Source organism: Plantactinospora veratri, from assembly GCF_036421995.1.
Lineage (GTDB): Bacteria > Actinomycetota > Actinomycetes > Mycobacteriales > Micromonosporaceae > Plantactinospora > Plantactinospora veratri.
This window is the reverse complement of the sequence record NZ_JAZGQL010000028.1, coordinates 58,389-78,911: the sequence shown is the minus strand read 5'-3', so window position 1 is coordinate 78,911 and position 20,523 is coordinate 58,389. Positions and strand designations below refer to the sequence as shown.

Sequence of the window (20,523 nt, the reverse complement as noted above, 5' to 3'; positions counted from 1 at the left end):
CCGCGGCTCCGCGACACTGAAGATGAGCTGATCACCCTTCTCCTGCGCGATGACCCAGCCTCCACCTCAACGACCTCACTGCGATGGACACGACCCCCGACGAATCAACGACGAGGACTACTTGGGCGTTCGTGATCGAGTCCGCTGTTCGCATGGGAACGCGTGCGCTGATGACGGCGAGGTAGCCGTATGCCACCGTACGAGGACAGGGTGACATCCGAGCGGGGGGCTCCCGATCCGGGGCGTCGGGTCCTGGTCGCCTGCCGTCTTACCGGGAGCCCCACCCCACCGCCCCACGACCGACCCACCCCGAGCTGCGACATCACGATGGAAAGGCTCACCGGTGGCGGCTTCGACCGGTAGCGGCCTCGGTCGAGCCGGGACTTCAGCGGTACCCGGGTTGGATCGCCGTTCTCACCCGGCCGGCCCGGGACTCCAGGTAGCGTTGTTCGGCGAGGCTGGCGGTGGACTTCGCGGCCCGCCGGTAGTGCTCGTGGGCCCCGACCGGGTCGCCGATCCTCTCCAGCAGATGCGCCCGTACGGACAGCAGCCGGTGATTCCCGGCCATCCGCCCGTCACCGTCGAGTGTGGAGAGCAGGGCCAGTCCGGCCGACGGTCCCTCGATCTCGGCGAGCGCGATCGCCCGGTTGAGGGTCACCATCGGATTCGGCGCGATCCGTTCCAGGATCAGATAGAGGGCGTGCACCTGCCGCCAGTTGGTCTCCTCGGCGGTGGTCGCGTCGTCGTGCGTGGCGGCGATGGCGACCTGTAGCTGATAGGGCCCCAGCGCCGGGCCGGCCAACGACGCCTTGACCAGCTCGGTGCCCTCGTCGATCAGTCCGCGGTCCCACTTCGTGCGGTCCTGCTCGTCCAGCGGCACCAGGTCACCGGTTGGCGTCGTACGCGCTCGCCACCGAGCGTGGGTCAACAGCATCAGCGCGAGCAGCCCGGTCACCTCGTCGTCCCGGGGAAGCTGTGCGTGCACCAGTCTGGCCAGCCGGATCGCCTCGTGCGCGAGGTCGGCACGGTGCAGGTCGGCGCCGGAGGAGGCGGTGTAGCCCTCGTTGAAGATCAGATAGAGCACCTGTAGGACGGCCCGTAACCGCTCCTCCCGCTCCGCACCCTCTGGCAGGCTGAAGGAGCTGCCGGCAGCCTTGATGCGCTGCTTGGCCCGGCTGATCCTGGCCGCCATCGTGGCCTCCGGTACCAGGAAGGCGCGGGCGATCTCGGCGGTGGTGAGCCCGCCGACCGCCCGCAGCGTCAGGGCGATCTGTGATGCCGGGGTCAGCGTCGGATGGCAGCACAGGAACAGCAGGACGAGCGTGTCGTCGGTGTCCGGTACCTCCTCGGGCGCCAGTTCGAGGGCGGCGGCCGACTCCCGCTCGCGGCGCGCGCGGTCGCTGCGCATCTCGTCGATGAGCCGCCGGGTCGCGACGGTCAGCAACCAGCCGCGCGGATTGTCCGGAACACCCTCCACCGGCCACTGCACGCTGGCGGCGAGGACGGCCTCCTGCACGGCGTCCTCACACCCTTCGAACTGACCGTGCCGGCGTACCAGCACGCCGAGGACCTGCGGCGCGAGTTCGCGCAGCAGGTCCTCGAAAGCTCGTGCTGTCATGCCTCCAATTGTCCGTCGGCGAACATCACCTGCCGCACCTCGACCCCCAGGCCCTCGATCGCGCTGTCCGGAATCTGCGACGCCAGCTCGATCGCCCGCTCCCGGCTCTCGCAGTCGACCAGGTAGAAACCGCCCAGATACTCCTTGGACTCCACGAACGGTCCGTCGGTGACCACGGGCTGGCCGTTCCGTACGGCCACCACGGCCGCCTGGGACGGGTCGACCAACGCCAGTGTGTTGATCAGCTCTCCGGACTCCTTCAGCGCCTCGATGAACCTGCCGTGACCTTCGCCGATCGCCGCCGTCTCCTCCGCGGTCAGCGCGTCCAGCACGGCCGGGTTGATATGCAGGCTGATCAGAAACTTCATCTTCGTACTCCTCGTGGTTCGCGAGCCCGGCTCGGGCCCTTGCGCCGGTTGGTCGGAGCCGCCGCCGTCGGCTTGACATCCCGGGCCCGGACGATCGGACGAGTTCTTCAGCCTCGCATCACCCGGACCGCGAGGCGCTCTGGATCAGCGACAGTTACGGGCTCATGGTGGCGGGCCTGGTCATCACGATGGGCACCCTCGGTGACCGGATCGGGCGCCGACGGCTGCTCATGATCGGCGGAGCCGCGTTCGCGGTGCTGTCGGTCGTCGGAGCGCGCCGGGTCGGCGGCGTCGATGTCGGAGACCGGGAACTGGCGGCTGGGCCTTCCGGCCGCATGGTGCGCTGGTGGGATTGTCTGCGCAAAGGCGGCGTGGTGACTCTCCGAACATGGTATTAATTCGGACAGATTTGTCGGAGAGACGAGGAGTGGTGCCGCAGGCTCGGTCGGGGTGGATCCTGCGTGGTCAGGAGACTCCCCGCCGGATCTCCTACCTGGAACTCCTCTTCGACCTGGGCCTCATCGTCGCACTCACCCGGCTCTCCGACCGACTGACCGGCGCCCTCGGCTGGGACCACGTGCTGGAGACCCTGGTCCTGCTCGCCGCGATCTGGTGGGTCTGGACGGTTACGGCGTACACCACCGACTGGTACGACCCCAGCCTGCCGTTGGTCCAGTTGATCGTCGTCGGCGTCCTCCTCGGCGGACTGCTGATGTCCCTCGCCGTAAGCAGCGCCTTCGAGGGGCCGAACGGTATCGCCTTCGCCGGGGCGTACGTCGGCCTGCACATCTTCCGTGGACTCATCCTGATCACCGCGCTGCGCGGGCACGCGCTGCGGATCCGGGCCATGCGCGTGCTCGTCTGGTTCTGCCTGACCGGCGTGCTGTGGCTGGTCGGCGCGTTCCTGCCCAGCACCTGGCGGTTGGTCTTCTGGGCGGTCGCGGTCATAACGGACTTCGCGGTCGGTCTCTTCGGCTATCCGCTGCCCCGGCTCGGCCGGTCGGGTGTCGAGGAACTCCGGGTAGGCGGCGAGCACCTGTCGGAACGCTACCGACAGATGTTCATCGTCACCCTGGGTGAGATCATCCTGGTCGGGGTGCGGCAGTACGGTGACCCTCCGTTCGTCTCGCTGAGGACGGCGGGCGTGATCCTGCTCTTCGTGATGACCGTGACGATGTGGCGGATCTACATCGTCTACGTCGCCGAACACTTCGCCACCGGAATCGACCGGGCCACCAACCCCGGCCGGATCGCCCTGGCCGCTGCCTATGCGCATCTGATCATGGTGGCGGGCGTCGTGTTGGTCGCCGCGAGTGGTGACATCGTGGCCAAGGACCCCACCGGCAGTGCCGATCCCACCCAACTGGCCGTGGTGGTCGCCGGGCCGGTGGTCTTCCTCGCCGGCCGCACCGTGTACGCGCTGGTGGTGTTCCGGGCGATGCTGTGGCGGCTGCCGATCGGCGTCGTCGGTCTGGTGCTGACGGCGCTGCTGACCCGAGAGCTGCCGCCACTCGCGATGAACGCCGTCATAGCCGCCGGAATGATGGTGATCGCCTTCGTCCCGCACTTCGGCCGGCCGGTGTATCGCACCCGGTGGAACATCTGTACCCGTTGGTGAACGCCACACCTCGAGTCATATTTAGTGAGGCCCATCCATATTGACGTGTGACGTCGTCGGCGACAGGATCTCGACACCACCACCGTGATCCTCCGGGAGGCGCCATGACCCGTCCCCGCCTGCGGCTCCTGCGGACAGCCACCCGGCTGGCCGCACTCGTCGTAGCCACCGCCGGCGTACTGCTCACCGTCACCGCACCCGCCAGCGCCGCCGTACCCGCCGGCCGTTACGTCGCGCTGGGCGACTCGTACACCGCCGGTCCGCTGATCCCCACCCAGGTCGACCTGAACTGCCTACGGTCCAACCGCAACTATCCCTCGCTGGTGGCCACCTCCGCCGGATCGTCGTCGTTCGCCGACGTGAGCTGCTCCGGCGCCACCACGAACGACATCCTGCAGGCTGGCAGCGGGCAGTTGGGCATCACGGTGCCACCGCAGCTCAGCGCGGTCACCTCGAACACGGCGCTGGTGACGGTACAGATCGGCGGCAACGACATCGGCTTCTCCGGCATCATCAGCGACTGTGCGGAGGCGAGCCTCAGCAGTCCGCTCGGATCGCCGTGCAAGAACCGGTACACCAGCGGAGGCACCGACCAGTTGCAGGCCCGGATCGCCGCCACCGCGCCGAAGGTGACCGCCGTGCTACAGGCGGTCCGCCAGGCCGCGCCGGGCGCGCGGGTCGTGGTGCTCGGGTACCCGGCGATCGTGCCGGACACCGGAAACGGCTGCTGGCCCGTGGTCCCGATCGCCTACCAGGACGTGCCGTACCTGCGCGGCATCGCCAAGTCGCTCAACGCGATGCTGGCCAGTACCGCCACCGCGAACGGCGCCACCTACGCCGACGTCTACACCCCGTCGATCGGTCGTGACGCCTGCAAGAGCAGCGGCACCCGGTGGGTCGAGGGACTCGTGCCGCAGAACTCGGCCGCCCCCTTCCACCCGAACGCCCGTGGCGAGCAGGGCATGGCAGCCGCCCTGCTCGCGGCGCTGAACTGACCACGTCCGCGACCGGTTGAGCCGGTCACCCCGGCAACGCCCGGGCGGGCGGCCATGCGGTGGATCGGTGCACGGGCCACCACACCGCCCGCCCGGCAGGTCCGGGGCCGGCCGCCGAGGCGGCGAGTACGAGGGCAGCGGCCGGCTCGTCCCGTGGGCGCCCCGGGCCGAGGCCACCTCCGATGCGTCGCCGTCATCCGTCCGTCTGCTGGTCCTCGTCGCCGGGGGTGGTCAGGCCCTGCTGGTCGAGGAAGGCCCACCACCTGTCTTCGGAGCCGATCTCGCCGTACCCGGCCCCGAAGATGTAGTAGGCGAGGAACGAGTCGAGGTCCGGCGCGACGTCGAGGAACAGTTCGCGCATGAACCACTCGTCGGTGGTCTCCGCCGGGAAGTACCAGACCGCGCCGGAGTCGCGCCGGATCAGCAGCGGCTCGTCGCTGAGTGTGCCGAAGACCAGCCACTCGGCGGCCTCGTCGGCGACGCCGGTGAACCCGGGCATCTGCTCGAGGTAGTACTGGATGTCGTCCAGGTTCGCGACCGACGGCAGGTCGAACGTGCCGGCCAGGATACCGTCGGCCGTCTCCAGCAGCTCCCGGACCGACTGCGGCAGATCGCCGGGGATTTCCTCGGCCGGCGCGCCCTCGTTGATCTGGGCCCAGGCCAGCGTCGCGGGCTGGTCCGCCTCCAGGTCGGTACGCAGCTCCGCGATCAGCTCCCGCAGCTCGGGGTTCACTTCACTACCTCTGTCCGGGTCGGTGGCCAGCGGGCCGGCTCTTGAGTTGAGCCAATCTGTCCTGCGCTTCCCGGCTCGTCATACCGGCCGGAGCGCCAGAGCCGAACCTGCACCGATCTTTTCGCGATTCCCCCTGGGGTCGCAACAACTCCGGTCTACGGACCTTGATCCGAATAGGACGCTGTCAATGATTGTTCCGGCGGGCAGTTTATTGATGAACGCCTATGGATATAGGCATACTGTTGAGGCAGATTCTTCAAGGATGGGAGTGCCATGCGACAGATGGATCGGATGTCGGCTCGCGCCGGCAGGAGCGGTGCGCGCCTCGGTGGACAGCTCGTCGTGCTGGTGGCACTGCTTGTCGCGACGACCGGTCTCGGCACCGCGTCGGCGGCGACGCTGGCCAGTGACGACTTCGAGGACGGCAACGCCGCGGGCTGGGTCACCACCGGCGGAACCTGGATCGTCACCCGTGAGGAGTCCAGGGTCCTGCGCCAATCCAGCTTCGCGGCCAACGCGCTGGCCAGGACCGGTCAGCCCGGTTGGCGGGACTACACCGTCGTGGCCGAGGTCCGGCCCGACTCGTTCAACGGAATGCCCGGCTTCGCTGGCATCGTGGCCCGAGCCCAGTCCACCACGACTTACTACGCACTGGTGCTGCGCCCGGACGACACCGTCGCGTTGACCCGGACCGTCGATGGCAGGTCGACCACCCTCGCGGCCGTACCCATGACGGTCGCCACAGATCGCTCGTACACGCTGGCGCTGCAAACGGCCGGGCGGACCCTGACCGGGTCGGTCGACGGAAGGCGGCTCACCGCCTCCGACGGCTTCATCCTCACCGGGCCGGCCGGTCTGGTCACGACCTGGGCCACCGCCTCGTTCGACAACGTCTCGATCGACACCGACACCCCGGCGCTCTAGCACTCCGGCCGTGGCCCGGCTGCGCGGTTGCCCACCCCGGTGCACTGCCGCCGGGGTGGGCTGGTTGAGCCGGCTCGCCCGTCAGTACGGCGATCCCGGCACGTTGAGTTCGACCTGGTAGAGGCCGAAGTTGCCCCACGTGCCCGAGGTGATGAACAGGGTTCGGCCATCGGCGCCGCCGAAGGCGACGTTGGTGGTGTTCCGACCTGAGGAGATCGTGCCCAGCTTCTCGCCGGTGGGTGCGAAGACGTGGATCCGCCCGTCGGTGTGGGAGGTCCAGTAGATGTTGCCGGCGCAGTCGACCGTCGCACCGTCCGGGCCGGCGATGCTCGCGAACGTGCTGCGCCGCCCGGTGCTGCCGTCCGGCAGCAGGTCGTACCGGTAGATGGTGTTTCCGGCGTTGGCGCCGACGTAGAGCGTCGTCTCGTCCGGCGACAGTACGACGCCGTTGGGTTGGGCCAGGGTGCCGTCGACGAGGAACACCTCGCCGTTGCTCACCCGGAACACCCCGGTCATCCCGCCCAGCTCATCCGGCCGGTTGCCGCGTTGGAAGTTCGGGTCGGTGACGTAGATGGTGCCGTCGGCGCGGACGGTGAGGTCGTTCGGGGAGTTGAACCGCCGTCCCTGGTAACCGCTCGCCAGTGTGCTCCGGCTTCCGTCGGACAGCAGGTAGGACGACACGCTGCGCTGGTCGTGGGTGGCGGCGAGGATCCGGGTGTCGTCCCCGGTCACGGCCAGTCCGTTGCTGCCGGCGTTCTCCAGGAAGACGTCGAACGTGTTCGGTGGGGTGAACCGGCGGATCGTCGACGGCTGTACGTTCTCCGGGCCGGTACCGCCGCGCATGTCGGAGAAGAGCAGCTGGCCCGCCCCGGCGAGCCAGACCGGTCCCTCGAGGAAACTGAAGCCGCCGCCGATCCTGGTGGCGGTCATGCTGGTGGCGGGCAGCGGTGACGGGTAGGAGGCACCCGGGGTGCAGGGGTCAGCCGTACCGCTGCGGGCTCCGGCACCCGCCGGGTCGCCGACGAACGTGGTGGTGGTCAGGGCCGTCAGCAGCGTCAGGGCGCCAGCCAGGGTGGCCCGGGCAGATCGTCGGGGCATGGGTCGATTCCAATCAGGGGCGGGAACCTGCGCATCTCATCAACAGATGTCTATCTATACCACGCCGCTGCCGGAGGGAGGGAATCGCGAGCGGTGCCGGATTCGCCCACGTACCGATGTGCTGCGGTGTCCCGGCCACCGCCTACCAGGTCGCGACGGCGTGGAGCTGTCACGCCGGCTGCGACCCGGCAACCGAGTCGGTGAGACCCCGCAGCGCCACCTTCGAGAACTTGCCCGTCGCCGTCTTGGGAATCTCGTCGACGACGACGAAACGATCGGGGATCCACCACGAGGCGACCCGGCCGCGAAGGTGCTCGCGCAGGCCCGTCTCGTCGACATCCGACCCGGCCCCGAGTACGACGTACGCGCACGGCCGCTCTCCCCAGCGGTCGTCGACGACGCCGATCACCGCTGCCTCCCGCACCGCCGGGTGTGCCATCAGCTCGTTCTCGAGCGTGACCGAGGAGATCCACTCTCCGCCGGACTTGATCATGTCCTTGGTGCGGTCGACGATACGCAGGTAGCCGAACTCGTCGAGCGTCGCGACGTCACCCGTGCGCAGCCAGCCGTCGTCGGTGAAGGACGACGTGCCCGGATCGGCACCGAAGTAGCTGGCCGCGATCGTCGGCCCGGCCACCTGGAGTTCGCCCGACGCGATACCGTCCCGCGCGACGGGTCGACGATCGGCGTCCACGATCCGCACCTCGACCAACGGCACCGTCGGACCGGGCTGGCCGAGCACCCGTCGACGTTCGCCGGCCGGTAGCCCGTCGTGCGCGGACGAGACCCGCCCGCACGCGACGAGCGGGCTCGTCTCGGTCATCCCCCAGGAACTTGTGATGGGTACGCCGATCGCTCGCTCCCATGCCTCGGACAGCGCGTCCGGCAGGGCGCTGCCGCCGCTGACCACCTTGCGCAGCGACGAGAGGTCCGCGGTGCCGAGCAGTGGCGCCAGACCGCGCCAGATCGCCGGTACGCCGGCTGCGAATGTCACCCGGTGCCGGGAGAGCTGCTGCATGAGACTCGTCGGGGCCATCGCCGGACCCGGGAGCACGAGGTCGGCTCCGGCGAGCACCGCCGCGTACGGCAGCCCCCAGGCGTTGACATGGAACATCGGCACGATGGGCATCACGACATCCCGCTCCGAGATGGCGAAGCTGTCGACACCGAGCAGCAGCATCGCGTGCAGCACGACGGAGCGATGGCTGTAGAGCACGCCCCTCGGCCTCCCGGTCGTGCCCGAGGTGTAGCAGAGGCTCGCGGCGTCGTGCTCGTCGAGGCACGGTGGTGGTGCCGGCTCGGGGCATCCCGCGAGGAGCGCCTCGTAGTCGACGACCCGCGGATCGGCGGGAATCTCCTCGTCACCGCCGTCGTCCATCACGACGATCCACCGGACCGTCGCGATGGAGCGGATGGCGTCCCAGACCGTGCCGAGCAGCGACCGATCGACGAAGAGGACGTCGTCGGCCGCGTCGGACATGATGTGCACCAGGTCACGGGCGAAGAGCCGGTGGTTGATCGTGTGGAGGACGCGGCCGGCGGACGGGACGCCCAGATACAGCTCGACGTGACGCTGGCTGTTCCAGCCGAAGGTGCCGACCCGGGCCGAGTTCGGGACTTCCAGGACGTCGAGCACGGCGGAGAGGCGCCGCGCGCGGTCGATCACCTCGCCCCAGGTCGAGATCGTCTCGCCCGACGCGGTCGCCGTGACGACCCGCTTGTGCCGGAATCCGAGGTCCGCCCGGCGCATCAACAGGCCGACGTCGAGTGACCTGTCCTGCATCAGTCCGCGCACAGTTCCTCCGTTTCTGCGAGGGTGCCGGCCGCCTTCGTCAGGCGCGGACCGTCGTCACCCGTTGGTCGTCGAGCCGAGCCGGACGTGCCGATCGTCCGCGTCCAGCACCAGGCTCGCCGGCCACTGCTTCCAGTGGCGACCGAGTCCCCGGTGCTGCGGTGATCCCTCGTGGACGAAGTTCCGGACGCTGGCGATCATCAGCTCCGACAACTTCAGCCGTCCGGGCCGGTTCTGCTGGCTGAAGGCGTACGAGAACACGTTGCGGTCGAAGTTGCCGAAGACGAAGGGCAGATCGATCGCGTGTACGGCGCCGTACACCTCGTCGAACGGCGCGGGCTGTTGATTCCAGTCGAACCGGTAGTGGTAGAGCGACCGATTGCCGCTGCGCGCCAAGGCATCCAGTGAATCCCGGTTGATGCCGGTGAAGACGGCATCGGTCAGTGCCGCGGCAGCGTCGTTCCAGCCGCCGGGCTTGTCCACCGGAAGGTATTCGTCCTTGAGCAGATCGGAGGTGGTCAGCTCGCCGGGGTCGTCCGGATCGAACAGGTACTGCAACGTGAACCGGTCGTAGTCACTCGGCTTGTGCGCGCCGACGGTACTGCCGAAGAGCTTCCCTTCCTCCAGGGTGTTCCCGGCCAGTACGGGCACGTGGCGACCGATCCCGGACCCGAGTACGGCGTACGGGTCCGAGGGGATCACGGTGCCGTCGGCGATGACCGCCGGCGTCGCGTCGAGTTGGTGCCGGACGAGCACCCGGACCAGTTCGTCGGCGGGAAGTGAACGAAGCAGGTCCAGGCCGCTCCTGCCCGCGGAGGGGTGGTCGCTCTCCGCGGCCCGCATGACCCGGTCGGCGTAGGCCCTCGCGCTGGCCACACTTCGGGTGCTCAGGCCGCCGCTGAGCGGGATCGCCTTGTCGACCATGCCGCGTGCCAGTGGGGAGACGAGCAGGGACCAGACGTTCACCGCACCCGCGGACTGGCCCATGACGCTGATGTTGCCGGGGTCGCCGCCGAACTTCCGGGCGTTCCGGTCGACGAAGCGGAGCGCCTCGACGAGGTCGAGGGTGCCGAAGTTGCCGGACGCCGAGAGTGGGTCGCCGTTGGCTGCGCCTTCGGCGTTCAGCCAGCCGAAGATCCCCACCCGGTAGTTGACGGTGACGACCACGGCTTGGGCGCGCCTGGCCAACTCGCGTCCGTCGTACATCGGATCCGCCGAATAGCCGACGACGTTGCTTCCGCCGTGGATGAAGAACACGACGGGCAGGTCGCGCTTTGACGTGGACGGGCGGAAGACGTTCAGCGTCAGGCAGTCCTCCTCGCCGACGGGCTGTTGCAGGCCGTCGCGTACCGCCAGGTCGTAGAACGGCCCGTTCGGGGACGGGCTGAAGAAGCGCCCCGGCTGGGTACACCCCGACCCGTACTGTCGGGTGCGCCGGACGTCCGTCCAGGACCGGTGGGTCTTCGGGGGCCGCCATCGGAGATCGCCCACGGGCGGCTCGGCGTAGGGGATGCCCAGCCAGGAGTACGTCCCGCTCGACCGGCCCTGGTCCAGTCCGACGATCGGGCCGAGCGTCGTTCGGACCAGGGTCGGGTTCGCTCCGGGCTGGACGGTGCGCGCGGACGCGCTGGTGGACGGCGCGGCGGTCAGCACGGCGGTCGCAAGGACGACACCGAGGATCGGCCGGAGCAGGGATGACGTCGGGCGACGACGAGCAGCCGGTTCGCGGACGATGGCGGCCGTGGACGGCATAGCAGGCATCGGCACTGCCTCCTTGATTTCAGCCTGGCACGCGGTGTCGCTATACCGCGTCTACATGTCACCGCGTGCCATCACTGTTGCACGCATCACTTATCCGGTGCAAGAGCCGGCGGCGGGTGGGTGGAGAGCTCGAGTTTCCGTGGCCGGGCCCTTGCGGGCCCTTGTGACCCATGGCACAGTGTTGGCACTCAGTGCCGTCCAAGGGCGGCGCTGGCGGCACAGCGTGCTTAGGCAGGAGGTCCGCAATGAGCCAAGTGCTGCGAGTCCGGGGAAGATTGAGACGATTCCACGCCGGGTTGGTGCTCGCCACCACGGTGGCGAGCGCGACGGCGGTCCTCGGGGCTGCGCCTGCCACCGCCACGGTGGGCGCGGGCCCGAGCTGCGCGGAGTTGGCGGGAAGGGAGATCCCGGCGTCGGCAATCAGCCTGCCGACCAAGGGTGGCCGGGTCGGCTCGGCATCCCTGGTAACCCAGACCGTGAGTGGCAAGACCATCGAGTACTGCAACGTCGGTGCCGCGCTCTTCCCAGTCGACCCCGCCGCGCCGGAGATCAGGCTGCAGGTCGCCATGCCGGTCGACTGGAACCGCAAGGCGATGATGTTCGGCGGCGGCGGATACAACGGAACGATCCCCAACGTCACCCAGAACGTGCCGTTCGGGCCTGCCGACCAACCGACCCCGCTGGCTCGCGGGTACGTGACGTTCGGGAGTGACTCCGGCCACCAGGCGGGTCCCGCAGGGTCCCTGGACGGGTCCTTCGGCATGAACGACGAGGCACTTCGGAACTTCGCCGCCGGCGACGCGCTCAGAAAGACCCGCGACGCCGCCATGTACCTCGTCCGGCATGGCTACGGTGCGGGACCGAGCCGGACGTACTTCGCGGGCGGCTCGACAGGCGGACGTGAGGCTCTGGTCGTCGCGCAGCGCTGGCCGGACGCCTTCGACGGCGTCATCTCCGCCTACCCCGCCTGGAACAACACCGCCGAAGTCCTGCACCTCGGACACATCGTGCAGGTGATGTCCCGCCCCGGCGCATTCCCCGGGCCCGAGAAGCAGACCCTCCTCTACGAGAGCGTCATGGCGGCATGCGACGACCGGGACGGCCTCGAGGACAGGATCATCTCGAACCCCGACGGCTGTGAACTCGATCTGCGGGTGCTCCGCTGCCCCAGGGGCGTCGACACCGGCCCGACGTGTCTCTCCGACCCGCAGATCACCTCGGTGCTCGCCGCGGCCAGGCCGTTCCGGTGGCCATACCGGATCGCCAGCGGTGAGCGGTACTACCCCGGCTTCCCGCTGCTCTCCGGTGCTGACATGAGAACGCCGGTGCTCGGATTCGGCACCTCCGCGCCCGCCAACCCCATGCCGACGACGAGTGGGTACGGGGCGCAGTACTGGGACCAGTGGGTGAAGTACTTCCTGACCAGGGATGCCGACCACAACTCCCTCGCTGTCGACCCTCGGCGACCCGGGAAGTGGCTCTCCCGCATCGGCTATCTCTCCACCATCCAGGACCGCAACAACTCGGACCTCCGTCCCTTCGCGCGCTCCGGCGGAAAACTGCTGCTGCTCCACGGTGCTGCCGACGAACTGGTCTCGCACCGCTCGACGAACGACTACCACCGGCGGGTGCTCGGCACGGTAGGGCAACGGCAGACCCAGGAATTCATGCGGTACTACCTCGTGCCGGGCGCCAATCACGCCAACGTCGGCGCGCCGGCATTCGCCGCCAACTGGGACTCGCTCTCCGCTCTCGAACGCTGGGTCGAGGAAGGACGGCCGCCCGTCGAGCCGGTGGCCACCGACGCCAGGAGCGGCCGTACCCGCCCGCTCTGCGAGTACCCGCGCTGGCCGAAGTACCGCTCTGGTGATCCCGACAGCGCCGAAAGCTTCGGGTGTGCGCGCTGACGACACCGGGGTGACCTCAGGTGAACAGGTGCAGTGACCAACCACGACCCAGAACCGCCCGAACCGTGTGACAGAGAAGGGACTGACATGCCTCGACCGCCAGCGCAGCTCCTCACCGGGGGGAGTGCAGCCGGGTGACGACGAGCGATCGGATGGCGCTGCGCACGCGGTCGCTGACGAAGGTGTTCCGGGGCTTCCGCGCGGTCGACTCGGTGGACCTCGAGGTTCGCGAGGGCAGTGTGCACGCGCTGGTGGGGCCGAACGGTGCGGGCAAGACCACGCTGTTCAACCTGCTGACCGGATTCGTCTCCCCGACGTCCGGGGCGATCACGGTGTTCGACGAGGACGTCACCGGTCGACAGCCCGAGCAGGTCGCCCGTCGTGGCGTGGCCAGGTCGTTCCAGATCACCAGCCTCTTCGAGACACTGACGAGTCGGGAGCACGTGGAGCTGGCTCTCCAGGGGCTCACCAGCCAGGGGTTCCGGTTCTGGCGGTCGGAGAAGCTACTCGGCAGGAACCGCCCGCGGGTGGACGAGCTGCTCACCCAGGTGGGGCTGATGCCGCTGGCGGAGAAGCCGGTCGGGCTGCTCGCCTACGGGCAGAAGCGTGCGCTGGAACTGGCGCTGGTGCTGGCGCTGGAGCCACGGGTGATGCTCCTCGACGAGCCGACGGCCGGGATGGGGATCGAGGACGTCGACCGCACCATCGAGCTGGTCCGTCGCCTCGCGGCCGGCCGCACGGTGGTGTTCGTCGACCACAACATGCACGTGGTCGGCAGCCTGGCCGACCGGGTGACGGTGTTGCAGCAGGGCCGGGTCCTGGCGGAGGGCGCCTACGACGAGGTCCGCAACGACGAACGGGTGATCACCGCGTACCTGGGCGAGGCCGACCATGCTTGAGGTCACCAATCTGCAGGCGTGGTACGGCGAGGCGCAGGCACTGCACGGGGTGAGCGTACGGGTGGGAGAGGGCGAGGTCGTCACCCTGGTCGGGCGCAACGGCGCCGGCAAGACCACTCTGGTGCGGTGTCTGATCGGCCTGCACCGGCAGGTCGGCGGCGCCGTCTCCTTCCTCGGCCGCGACGTCACCCGGATGCCCGCCCACCAGCGGGCCCGCGCCGGGATGGGTTGGGTCCAGGACGACCGAGGCATCTACGCGAGCCTGAATGTGGAGGAGAACCTGCTGCTTCCGCCGAAGGTCTCCGACCGGGCATGGACGCTGGAGCGGGTCTACGAAACGTTCCCGGAACTCGCCGACCGCCGCAGGGCGCCGGGCACCACGCTGTCAGGTGGGGAGCAGCAGATGCTGGCCATCGCCAGGGCGCTCCGGACCGGTGCCCGGCTGATGCTGATGGACGAGCCCTCCGAGGGTCTGGCCCCGGTGGTCGTGGCCCGGATCGGGGCCATCATCCGCCAGATCAAGGCCACCGGCGCCGGTGTGCTGCTCATCGAGCAGAACGTCAAGTTCGCCGCCACCGTGGCTGACCGGCACTACCTACTCAGTCAGGGCCGCGTCGTCGAGACCCTGGACAACTCCGAGTTCCAGCGGCGCGAGGGCGAACTCCTCACCCATCTCGGCATCTGACCGGTCGACGAGACGACCCGACACATCTGACAAGACACCAGGAGGACCACCATGAGAAGCAAGCGGATCGGGGCCGGTGCCGCGGCCGTGACAGGGATACTGCTGCTCGGCGCCTGCGGTGCCGGCGGTCCCGGCGGGTCGGATGGGGATTTCACGGACGGCAAGCTGGTGCTCGCCGTGCTCAACGACCAGTCCGGCATCTACAAGGACGCGTCGGGGCCGAACAGCGTCAAGGCGGTCAAGATGGCGGTGGCCGACTACCAGAAGAAGTACGGCGACAAGGCGGTCGTCGACGAGATCGAGGTGACCTCGACCGACCACCAGAACAAGCCGGACATCGCCAACACCAAGGCCAAGGAGCTGTACGAGCGCGGGGGAGCGGACGTCATCCTCGACGTGCCGACCTCGTCCGCGGCTCTGGCCGTCGCCAACCAGGCGAAGAGCCACAAGAAGCTCTTCCTCGACGTCAGTGCGGCGACCACCGAGCTGACCGGCGGCCAGTGCAACAAGTACACCTTCCAGTGGGCGTACAACACCTACATGCTCGCCAACGGCACCGGCACCACCGTCACCGAGAACGGCGGCAGGAACTGGCACATCATCTACCCCGACTACCAGTTCGGCCAGGACATGACGAAGTCCTTCACCGAGGCGATCAAGCGGGCCGGCGGCACGGTGCAGGGCACCATCCCGACGCCGTTCCCGAACGACAACTTCGCGACCTTCCTCACCAAGGCCGGCAGCACCAATCCCGACGTGATCGGCACGATGCAGGCCGGCGGTGACCTGATCAACGTGGTCAAGCAGTTCAACGAGTCGGGCTTGCGGGAGAGGGGCATCGACCTGGCCGTCGGGCTGATGCTGATCACCGACATCCACTCGCTCGGCGTCGAGCAGTTCGCCGGCACGATGTTCACCGACGCCTGGTACTGGAACATGGACGCCGAGTCGCGCGCCTGGGCGGACCGGTTCCGCGACGAGACCGGCACCCGCCCGACCTTCGAACACGCCGGCAACTATTCCGCGGCCCTCCAGTACTTGGAGGCGGTCCAGGAGGCCGGCACCGACGACGCCGACGCGGTCGTCGGCAAGCTTGAGGGCAAGAAGGTCAACGACGTGTTCCTGCGCAACGGCGAGATCCGCGCCAAGGACCACCTCGTCACCCACGACGCCTACCTGGCCCGGGTCAAGAAGCCGTCGGAGGTGAAGGAGGACTGGGACTACGAGGAGATCGTGACCACGATTCCCGCGGCCAAGGCATTTCCGCCGGCCGAGGCGTCCAACTGCTCGATGTGACCGGTGGTCGGAGTTCGTAAGCCTCAGACACCCGTCGGCGCCCAGCGTGAGCCCCGGGAAGGGAACCCATGAACGCAGTGCTGCAGTACGCCGTACAGGGCCTGGCGGCCGGCAGCTTCTACGCGCTGGCCGCGCTGGGACTGGCGATCATCTTCGGCGTCCTGGGCGTGGTGAACTTCGCCCACGGCGCGTTCTACATGCTCGGCGCGGTCGCCGCGGCCGTCCTGCTCGACACCCTCGGTCTCACGCTGTGGTGGTCGCTGCTGGCGGTGCCGGTGCTGATGTTCGGCTTCGGCGTCGTGGTGGAGCGGTTGCTCGTGCAGTGGCTGCTCCGGCTCGATCCGCTCTACAACTTCCTGCTCACCTTCGGTCTCACGCTGGTCCTCGTGGAGGCCGTCAAGCAGCGGTACGGCGTCTCCGGGCTGCCGTACAAGCCTCCGGAGGTGCTGTCCGGACGGGTCGAGCTGGCCGGCGTCGTGCTGCCGCGCTACCAACTCTTCGTCTTCCTCTTCTCCGTGGCGATCTGTGTGCTCGTCTGGCTGCTGATGACGCGGACCAGGGTTGGCATGATCGTCCGGGCGGCGACCGAGAAGCCGGAGCTGGCCCGCGCCCTGGGCATCAACGTCGGGCGCTGGGTGACGCCGGTCTTCGGCTTCGGGGTCGCGCTCGCCGGGGTGGCCGGCGTGCTCGCCGCACCGTTTCGGGCGATCACCGCCGACATGGGCAACAACTTTGCGATCATTCTGTTCGCGGTCGTGGTCATCGGGGGACTCGGTTCGATCGTCGGCGCCGTGGTCGCGGGCTTCATGGTGGGCCTGGTCGAGGCGTTCGGGCAGGCCTACGCCCCCACGTTCGCGCAGATCCTGATCTTCGTCCTGATGGCGGTGATCATCCTGGTCCGACCCGCCGGGTTGTTCGGACGCAAGGAGGCGACGGCATGACCCAGTCCGTGGTTACCCAGGCCCCGGCCACCGAGCCACCGTCTGCCACCGAGGCCGGCAGCCCGAGACTGCGCTGGATTCTGCTGGCCGTCGGCCTGGTGGCAGCGCTGGCGCTGCCGTGGTTCGTCTATCCGCCGGTGGCGATGGACATCGTCGCGATGGCGCTGTTCGCGATCGCCCTGGACATCCTGCTCGGCTACACCGGCCTGCTCTCCTTCGGACACGCGGCGTTCTGGGGCAGCTCGGCGTACGTGACGGGCCTGATCGCGACGCACTACGGCGCGCCGTTCCCGGTGGCCGTCGTCGGCGGCGCGCTGTTCGCGATGATTCTCGCCCTCCCCGCCGGGTATCTGTCGGTGCGCCGGTCCGGGATCTACTTCGCGATGGTGACCCTCGCCTTCGCCCAGATGGTCTACTTCATCGGATACCAGTGGAGCGACCTGACCGGCGGCGAGAACGGGTTGCAGGGCGTGCCCCGGAACTTCTTCGGCATCGAGCTGGTGGAGACCGACTCGTTCTACTTCTACTACGCGGCGTTGCCGATCCTCCTGCTCGGCATGTGGGCGGCCTGGCGCATCGTGCACTCGCCGTTCGGGCGGGTCCTGGTGTCGATCCGGGACAACACCCAACGTGCCCGGGCGCTCGGTTACGAAGTCGAGAAGTACAAGGTCATCGCCTTCGTGCTCTCCGCCGGACTGACCGGGCTGGCCGGCGGTGTGTTCGCCATCAACCACGGTTTCGTCGCACTGACCGAACTGCACTGGAGTACCTCCGGCGAGGTCGTGCTGATGACGGTGCTGGGTGGCATCGGCACGCTGTGGGGAGGAATCCTGGGTGCGTTCCTGTCCGTGATGCTCGCCGACTATCTCGCCTCGTCCGGCTTCGACGGTATCGATCTGGTCACCGGCTCGGTCTTCGTCCTCGTGGTGCTGCTGTTCCGCCGTGGGGTCTGGGGTACCGTTCGGTATCAATGGCTGGCCTGGCAGCAGCGCCGCACGTCGTCGCGCCGCACCTCGGCCGGTGCCGACCCGACGGAGCGCGGGCCGTGAGCCGCTGCGGACGTCTCGCAGGGTTAAGAGTTCGGCAAACCTCACGATGCGCGGGAACTGAGCTTCGCGCAACACCAGATCAGGAGAGGGCACCTGTCGGTGACTTCGCGGAGAATACTCGAGACCAAGTACCGGATCTCGGAGACGGCGATGGCCTTGTTCCTCGAGGAGGGGTATGCAAATGTGACTGTCGAAGCCGTCGCGGAGGCGTCGAGCGTGTCCCGCCGCACCGTCTTCCGACACTTCGAGAGCAAGGACGAACTCGCGTTTCCGGACCATACCGAACGCATCAGGCTTGTCGAGCGATGCCTTCTCGAGTCCGCCCCTGACACGGATCCGGTAGAGGCCGTCATCGCGGCCACGGGGGAGTCGTTGCGTGACTTCCTCAGTCGTCCCGAACTCGTCCTCCGGCGGTACAAACTGACGCGCGTGGTGCCCGAACTGCGGAAGCGGGAGGTCATCGAGCACGAGCGGTACGTGGCGCTCACGCGTTCGTTCCTGCGGGAGCACCTCCCGGCCGACGCCCCGCCCTTCCAGTCGATGGCCCTGGCGGCCCTCATCGACGCGATCCACCGATCCGCGCTCGGAAACTGGGTACGCACCGGCGGCGCGACCGACGCCGTCGCCGAGTTGGAGGCGGGCATGGAATGGGTCCGCCGCCTCATGGTCCACCAGTCGACCTTCTCCGCCGCTCCGCTGCTGCTCGCGTTGCTCCCGGACACGCCGCAAACCCGCCGCGTCCTGACCTCACTGAAGGACGCGGCGGAGAAACTGCTCTGAGTCATGGCGGATAGGAGCATGCATGAGTAACACCCGGCCCGTGCCCGAAAGAGGCCCGGGTTCCACGATCTGCGCGGACCCAGCGAAATCATGAACAAGCTCATCGACCGTCACCCAGGTCCGTGAGGAGGAGCCGGAGTTGCCGAATCTGACCTTCGACTTCGCGGGGAGAACCGCGATCGTGACCGGAGCGGCGCGGGGACTCGGACTCGAGTTCGCCCGCCTTTTCCACGAGTCCGGGGCGACGGTGTTCCTGGTCGACGCCGACGCCGAGGCGGTGGCGCTGGCGGCGGACGAGCTGGGCGCCGTCGGCGTCGCCTGCGACGTCACCAGCACCGAAGCCGTGGAATCCCTGGTGAAGATGGTAGTCACGGCGGCCGGCCGCTTGGACATCATCGTCAACAACGCCGGCATCCTCCGGGACCGGCGACTGTGGAAGCTCTCGGACCAGGACTGGGCCGAGGTGCTGGACGTCCACCTGGGCGGAACCTTCCGGCTGACCCGCGCCGCGGTTCCGGTGTTCCGGGAGCAGCGGTACGGCCGGGTCATCAACGTGACCTCGTACACCGGCCTGCGCGGCAACATCGGGCAGGCGAACTATGGCGCGGCCAAGGCCGGAATCATCGGCTTCACCAAGACCGCGGCCAAGGAACTCGCGACGTTCGGCGTCACCGTCAACGCCATCTCACCCAACGCCGAGACGCGGATGATCGGCTCGATTCCCGAGGGAAAGCGGCAGGAACTCGCCGCCGCCATCCCACTCGGCCGGTTCGCGGCGCCCAGCGAAACGGCCGCCACCACAGCTTTCCTCGCCTCCGAGGAGGCTGGATACATCACCGGGGCCATCCTTCCGGTGGACGGAGGAATTTCGATATGACCGGGCCGGACCAGCGGATCGTGATCGTCGACGGTGCCCGTACGCCGATCGGCAGATACGGCGGGGTGTTCAAGGACACCCCCGCCCACGAGCTGGGGGCCGTCGCCGCCAGGGCGGCGCTGACGCGCTCGGCGGTGCCTGCCGACGCGATCGAGGAAGTCGTGCTGGGCTGCGTCGGCCAGGTCGGGCCGGACGCCTACAACGCGCGTCGGGTAGCCATCGCCGCCGGGCTTCCGAAGTCCACCCCCGCCTACACCGTCAACCGGCTGTGTGGCTCCGGACTCCAGGCCATCTGGTCGGCGGCCATGGAGATGCGCTGGAACGGCCTGCACTTCGCCCTTGCTGGCGGTGACGAATCCATGACCCGGATGCCCTTCTACGACTTCGGGGCACGCGCCGGCTACAAACTGGGTGACCGCGTCCTGGTGGACGGCACCGTTCTGATGCTCACCGATCCGTTCCACCACACGCAGATGGGAATCACCGCAGAGAACGTCGCCGAACGCTACCGGGTCTCCCGGGCCGACCAGGACGAGTTCGCCGCCGAGTCCCAGCGCCGTGCCGCGACCCCGGCGGCCCGGGCGGCGTTCGCCGAGGAGATCGTTCCGGTCACCACCGGGGGACGCCACGGCGCCGAGGTGACGACTGACGAGCACCCGAGGCCCGACACGACCGTGGCGGCGCTGGCCCGGCTCCGTCCAGCCTTCAAGGAGGGCGGCACGGTCACCGCCGGCAACGCCGCGGGCATCAACGACGGTGCGGCCGCCGTGGTGCTCGCCAGCCAGTCCGCTGCGGCCGAGCGTGGGCTGACACCCCTGGTGTCCATCGAGGCGGTCGCCACGGGTGCGCTGGAGCCGGACATCATGGGCTACGCCCCGGTGATCGCGCTCCGCAAGCTGTTCGCGCAGACCGGCACGACGCCCGACGATGTCGACGCGGTCGAGTGCAACGAGGCGTTCGCGGCCCAGGCGGTCGCCGTGATCCGCGACGCCAGGCTCAATCCGGACAAGGTCAACCCTTACGGGGGTGCCATCGCGCTCGGTCACCCGGTCGGCGCGACCGGCGCCATCCTCGCACTCCGGCTGGCCAAGCATCTGGTACGCAACGACCTGGAGCTCGGCGTCGTCACCATGTGCATCGGCGGCGGTCAGGCGCTGGCTGCGCTCTTCCGGCGGGTGTGAC

At 68.7% G+C, this 20,523-nt stretch carries 18 protein-coding genes and 1 pseudogene; 13 read left to right on the top strand and 6 right to left on the bottom strand.

Annotated features, from left to right (window positions below; all coding sequences use genetic code 11):
* Window positions 1-385 precede the first annotated feature (385 nt).
* Window positions 386-1,618: an RNA polymerase sigma factor gene (locus V1634_RS28410; protein ID WP_331210791.1), complete on the bottom strand. Its 1,233-nt coding sequence runs from the start codon at window positions 1,616-1,618 to the stop codon at window positions 386-388.
* Window positions 1,615-1,986 (bottom strand): YciI family protein, encoded by a 372-nt coding sequence (locus V1634_RS28405; RefSeq protein WP_331210790.1) that lies wholly within the window; start codon window positions 1,984-1,986, stop codon window positions 1,615-1,617. The genes V1634_RS28410 and V1634_RS28405 overlap by 4 nt, the downstream gene beginning before the upstream one ends.
* Before the next feature lie 131 nt (window positions 1,987-2,117).
* On the opposite strand from V1634_RS28405, the pseudogene V1634_RS28400 reads away from it, so the two are divergent.
* The 3 genes and pseudogenes from V1634_RS28400 to V1634_RS28390 all read left to right on the top strand — a co-directional run.
* Window positions 2,118-2,261: pseudogene (locus tag V1634_RS28400) on the top strand (MFS transporter); the annotation flags it as partial.
* Between the two features lie 155 nt (window positions 2,262-2,416).
* Window positions 2,417-3,604 (top strand): low temperature requirement protein A, encoded by a 1,188-nt coding sequence (locus tag V1634_RS28395; RefSeq protein ID WP_331210789.1) that lies wholly within the window; start codon window positions 2,417-2,419, stop codon window positions 3,602-3,604.
* Between the two features lie 104 nt (window positions 3,605-3,708).
* Window positions 3,709-4,599: an SGNH/GDSL hydrolase family protein gene (locus V1634_RS28390; RefSeq protein WP_331210788.1), complete on the top strand. Its 891-nt coding sequence runs from the start codon at window positions 3,709-3,711 to the stop codon at window positions 4,597-4,599.
* Window positions 4,600-4,792: 193 nt separating this feature from the next.
* On the opposite strand, the gene V1634_RS28385 is transcribed toward V1634_RS28390, so the two are convergent.
* A complete protein-coding gene (locus V1634_RS28385; protein WP_331210787.1) occupies window positions 4,793-5,332 on the bottom strand; it encodes an SUKH-4 family immunity protein in 540 nt (179 codons plus the stop codon).
* Window positions 5,333-5,605: 273 nt separating this feature from the next.
* Here V1634_RS28385 and V1634_RS28380 point away from each other — a divergent pair, with 273 nt between their 5' ends.
* On the top strand, window positions 5,606-6,256 hold the full coding sequence (locus V1634_RS28380) for a hypothetical protein (RefSeq protein WP_331210786.1): 651 nt from the start codon (window positions 5,606-5,608) through the stop codon (window positions 6,254-6,256).
* An 81-nt stretch (window positions 6,257-6,337) separates the two neighbouring features.
* On the opposite strand, the gene V1634_RS28375 is transcribed toward V1634_RS28380, so the two are convergent.
* The 3 genes from V1634_RS28375 to V1634_RS28365 form a co-directional block, all read right to left on the bottom strand.
* Window positions 6,338-7,354, bottom strand: coding sequence for an SMP-30/gluconolactonase/LRE family protein (locus V1634_RS28375; protein WP_331210785.1), 1,017 nt, complete (start codon window positions 7,352-7,354; stop codon window positions 6,338-6,340).
* A gap of 169 nt (window positions 7,355-7,523) precedes the next feature.
* Window positions 7,524-9,149 (bottom strand): long-chain fatty acid--CoA ligase, encoded by a 1,626-nt coding sequence (locus V1634_RS28370; protein WP_331210784.1) that lies wholly within the window; start codon window positions 9,147-9,149, stop codon window positions 7,524-7,526.
* 54 nt (window positions 9,150-9,203) lie between these two features.
* The gene (locus V1634_RS28365; RefSeq protein ID WP_331210783.1) at window positions 9,204-10,907 is read right to left on the bottom strand and encodes a carboxylesterase/lipase family protein; all 1,704 of its coding nucleotides are present in this window, start codon (window positions 10,905-10,907) and stop codon (window positions 9,204-9,206) included.
* 245 nt (window positions 10,908-11,152) lie between these two features.
* Between V1634_RS28365 and V1634_RS28360 the strand changes: the two genes are divergently transcribed.
* The 9 genes from V1634_RS28360 (at window position 11,153) to V1634_RS28320 (ending at window position 20,522) form a co-directional block, all read left to right on the top strand.
* On the top strand, window positions 11,153-12,814 hold the full coding sequence (locus V1634_RS28360) for a tannase/feruloyl esterase family alpha/beta hydrolase (RefSeq protein ID WP_331210782.1): 1,662 nt from the start codon (window positions 11,153-11,155) through the stop codon (window positions 12,812-12,814).
* A gap of 152 nt (window positions 12,815-12,966) precedes the next feature.
* On the top strand, window positions 12,967-13,713 hold the full coding sequence (locus V1634_RS28355) for an ABC transporter ATP-binding protein (RefSeq protein ID WP_331210900.1): 747 nt from the start codon (window positions 12,967-12,969) through the stop codon (window positions 13,711-13,713).
* A complete protein-coding gene (locus V1634_RS28350; RefSeq protein ID WP_331210781.1) occupies window positions 13,706-14,398 on the top strand; it encodes an ABC transporter ATP-binding protein in 693 nt (230 codons plus the stop codon). The genes V1634_RS28355 and V1634_RS28350 overlap by 8 nt, the downstream gene beginning before the upstream one ends.
* A gap of 51 nt (window positions 14,399-14,449) precedes the next feature.
* A complete protein-coding gene (locus V1634_RS28345) occupies window positions 14,450-15,694 on the top strand; it encodes an ABC transporter substrate-binding protein (protein WP_331210780.1) in 1,245 nt (414 codons plus the stop codon).
* A gap of 68 nt (window positions 15,695-15,762) precedes the next feature.
* Entirely contained in the window at window positions 15,763-16,635 is an 873-nt protein-coding gene (locus V1634_RS28340; protein ID WP_331210779.1) for a branched-chain amino acid ABC transporter permease, read from the top strand.
* A complete protein-coding gene (locus tag V1634_RS28335; protein ID WP_331210778.1) occupies window positions 16,632-17,684 on the top strand; it encodes a branched-chain amino acid ABC transporter permease in 1,053 nt (350 codons plus the stop codon). Before V1634_RS28340 ends, V1634_RS28335 begins: the two co-directional genes overlap by 4 nt.
* Window positions 17,685-17,783: 99 nt before the next feature.
* A complete protein-coding gene (locus V1634_RS28330; RefSeq protein ID WP_331210777.1) occupies window positions 17,784-18,464 on the top strand; it encodes a TetR/AcrR family transcriptional regulator in 681 nt (226 codons plus the stop codon).
* A 139-nt stretch (window positions 18,465-18,603) separates the two neighbouring features.
* Complete coding sequence (locus tag V1634_RS28325; RefSeq protein WP_331210776.1) at window positions 18,604-19,341, top strand: SDR family oxidoreductase; 738 nt, start codon at window positions 18,604-18,606, stop codon at window positions 19,339-19,341.
* The gene (locus tag V1634_RS28320; protein ID WP_331210775.1) at window positions 19,338-20,522 is read left to right on the top strand and encodes a thiolase family protein; all 1,185 of its coding nucleotides are present in this window, start codon (window positions 19,338-19,340) and stop codon (window positions 20,520-20,522) included. Before V1634_RS28325 ends, V1634_RS28320 begins: the two co-directional genes overlap by 4 nt.
* Window position 20,523: the final 1 nt, after the last annotated feature.

Bases quoted from the DNA above. Each gene is read 5' to 3' on its own strand.
- V1634_RS28410 (WP_331210791.1), bottom strand. From the start codon at position 1,618: ATGACAGCACGAGCTTTCGAGGACCTGCTGCGCGAACTCGCGCCGCAG.
- V1634_RS28350 (WP_331210781.1), top strand. From the start codon at position 13,706: ATGCTTGAGGTCACCAATCTGCAGGCGTGGTACGGCGAGGCGCAGGCA.
- V1634_RS28340 (WP_331210779.1), top strand. From the start codon at position 15,763: ATGAACGCAGTGCTGCAGTACGCCGTACAGGGCCTGGCGGCCGGCAGC.
- V1634_RS28365 (WP_331210783.1), bottom strand. From the start codon at position 10,907: ATGCCTGCTATGCCGTCCACGGCCGCCATCGTCCGCGAACCGGCTGCT.
- V1634_RS28360 (WP_331210782.1), top strand. From the start codon at position 11,153: ATGAGCCAAGTGCTGCGAGTCCGGGGAAGATTGAGACGATTCCACGCC.
- V1634_RS28375 (WP_331210785.1), bottom strand. From the start codon at position 7,354: ATGCCCCGACGATCTGCCCGGGCCACCCTGGCTGGCGCCCTGACGCTG.
- V1634_RS28335 (WP_331210778.1), top strand. From the start codon at position 16,632: ATGACCCAGTCCGTGGTTACCCAGGCCCCGGCCACCGAGCCACCGTCT.
- V1634_RS28405 (WP_331210790.1), bottom strand. From the start codon at position 1,986: ATGAAGTTTCTGATCAGCCTGCATATCAACCCGGCCGTGCTGGACGCG.
- V1634_RS28345 (WP_331210780.1), top strand. From the start codon at position 14,450: ATGAGAAGCAAGCGGATCGGGGCCGGTGCCGCGGCCGTGACAGGGATA.
- V1634_RS28355 (WP_331210900.1), top strand. From the start codon at position 12,967: ATGGCGCTGCGCACGCGGTCGCTGACGAAGGTGTTCCGGGGCTTCCGC.
- V1634_RS28380 (WP_331210786.1), top strand. From the start codon at position 5,606: ATGCGACAGATGGATCGGATGTCGGCTCGCGCCGGCAGGAGCGGTGCG.
- V1634_RS28390 (WP_331210788.1), top strand. From the start codon at position 3,709: ATGACCCGTCCCCGCCTGCGGCTCCTGCGGACAGCCACCCGGCTGGCC.
- V1634_RS28320 (WP_331210775.1), top strand. From the start codon at position 19,338: ATGACCGGGCCGGACCAGCGGATCGTGATCGTCGACGGTGCCCGTACG.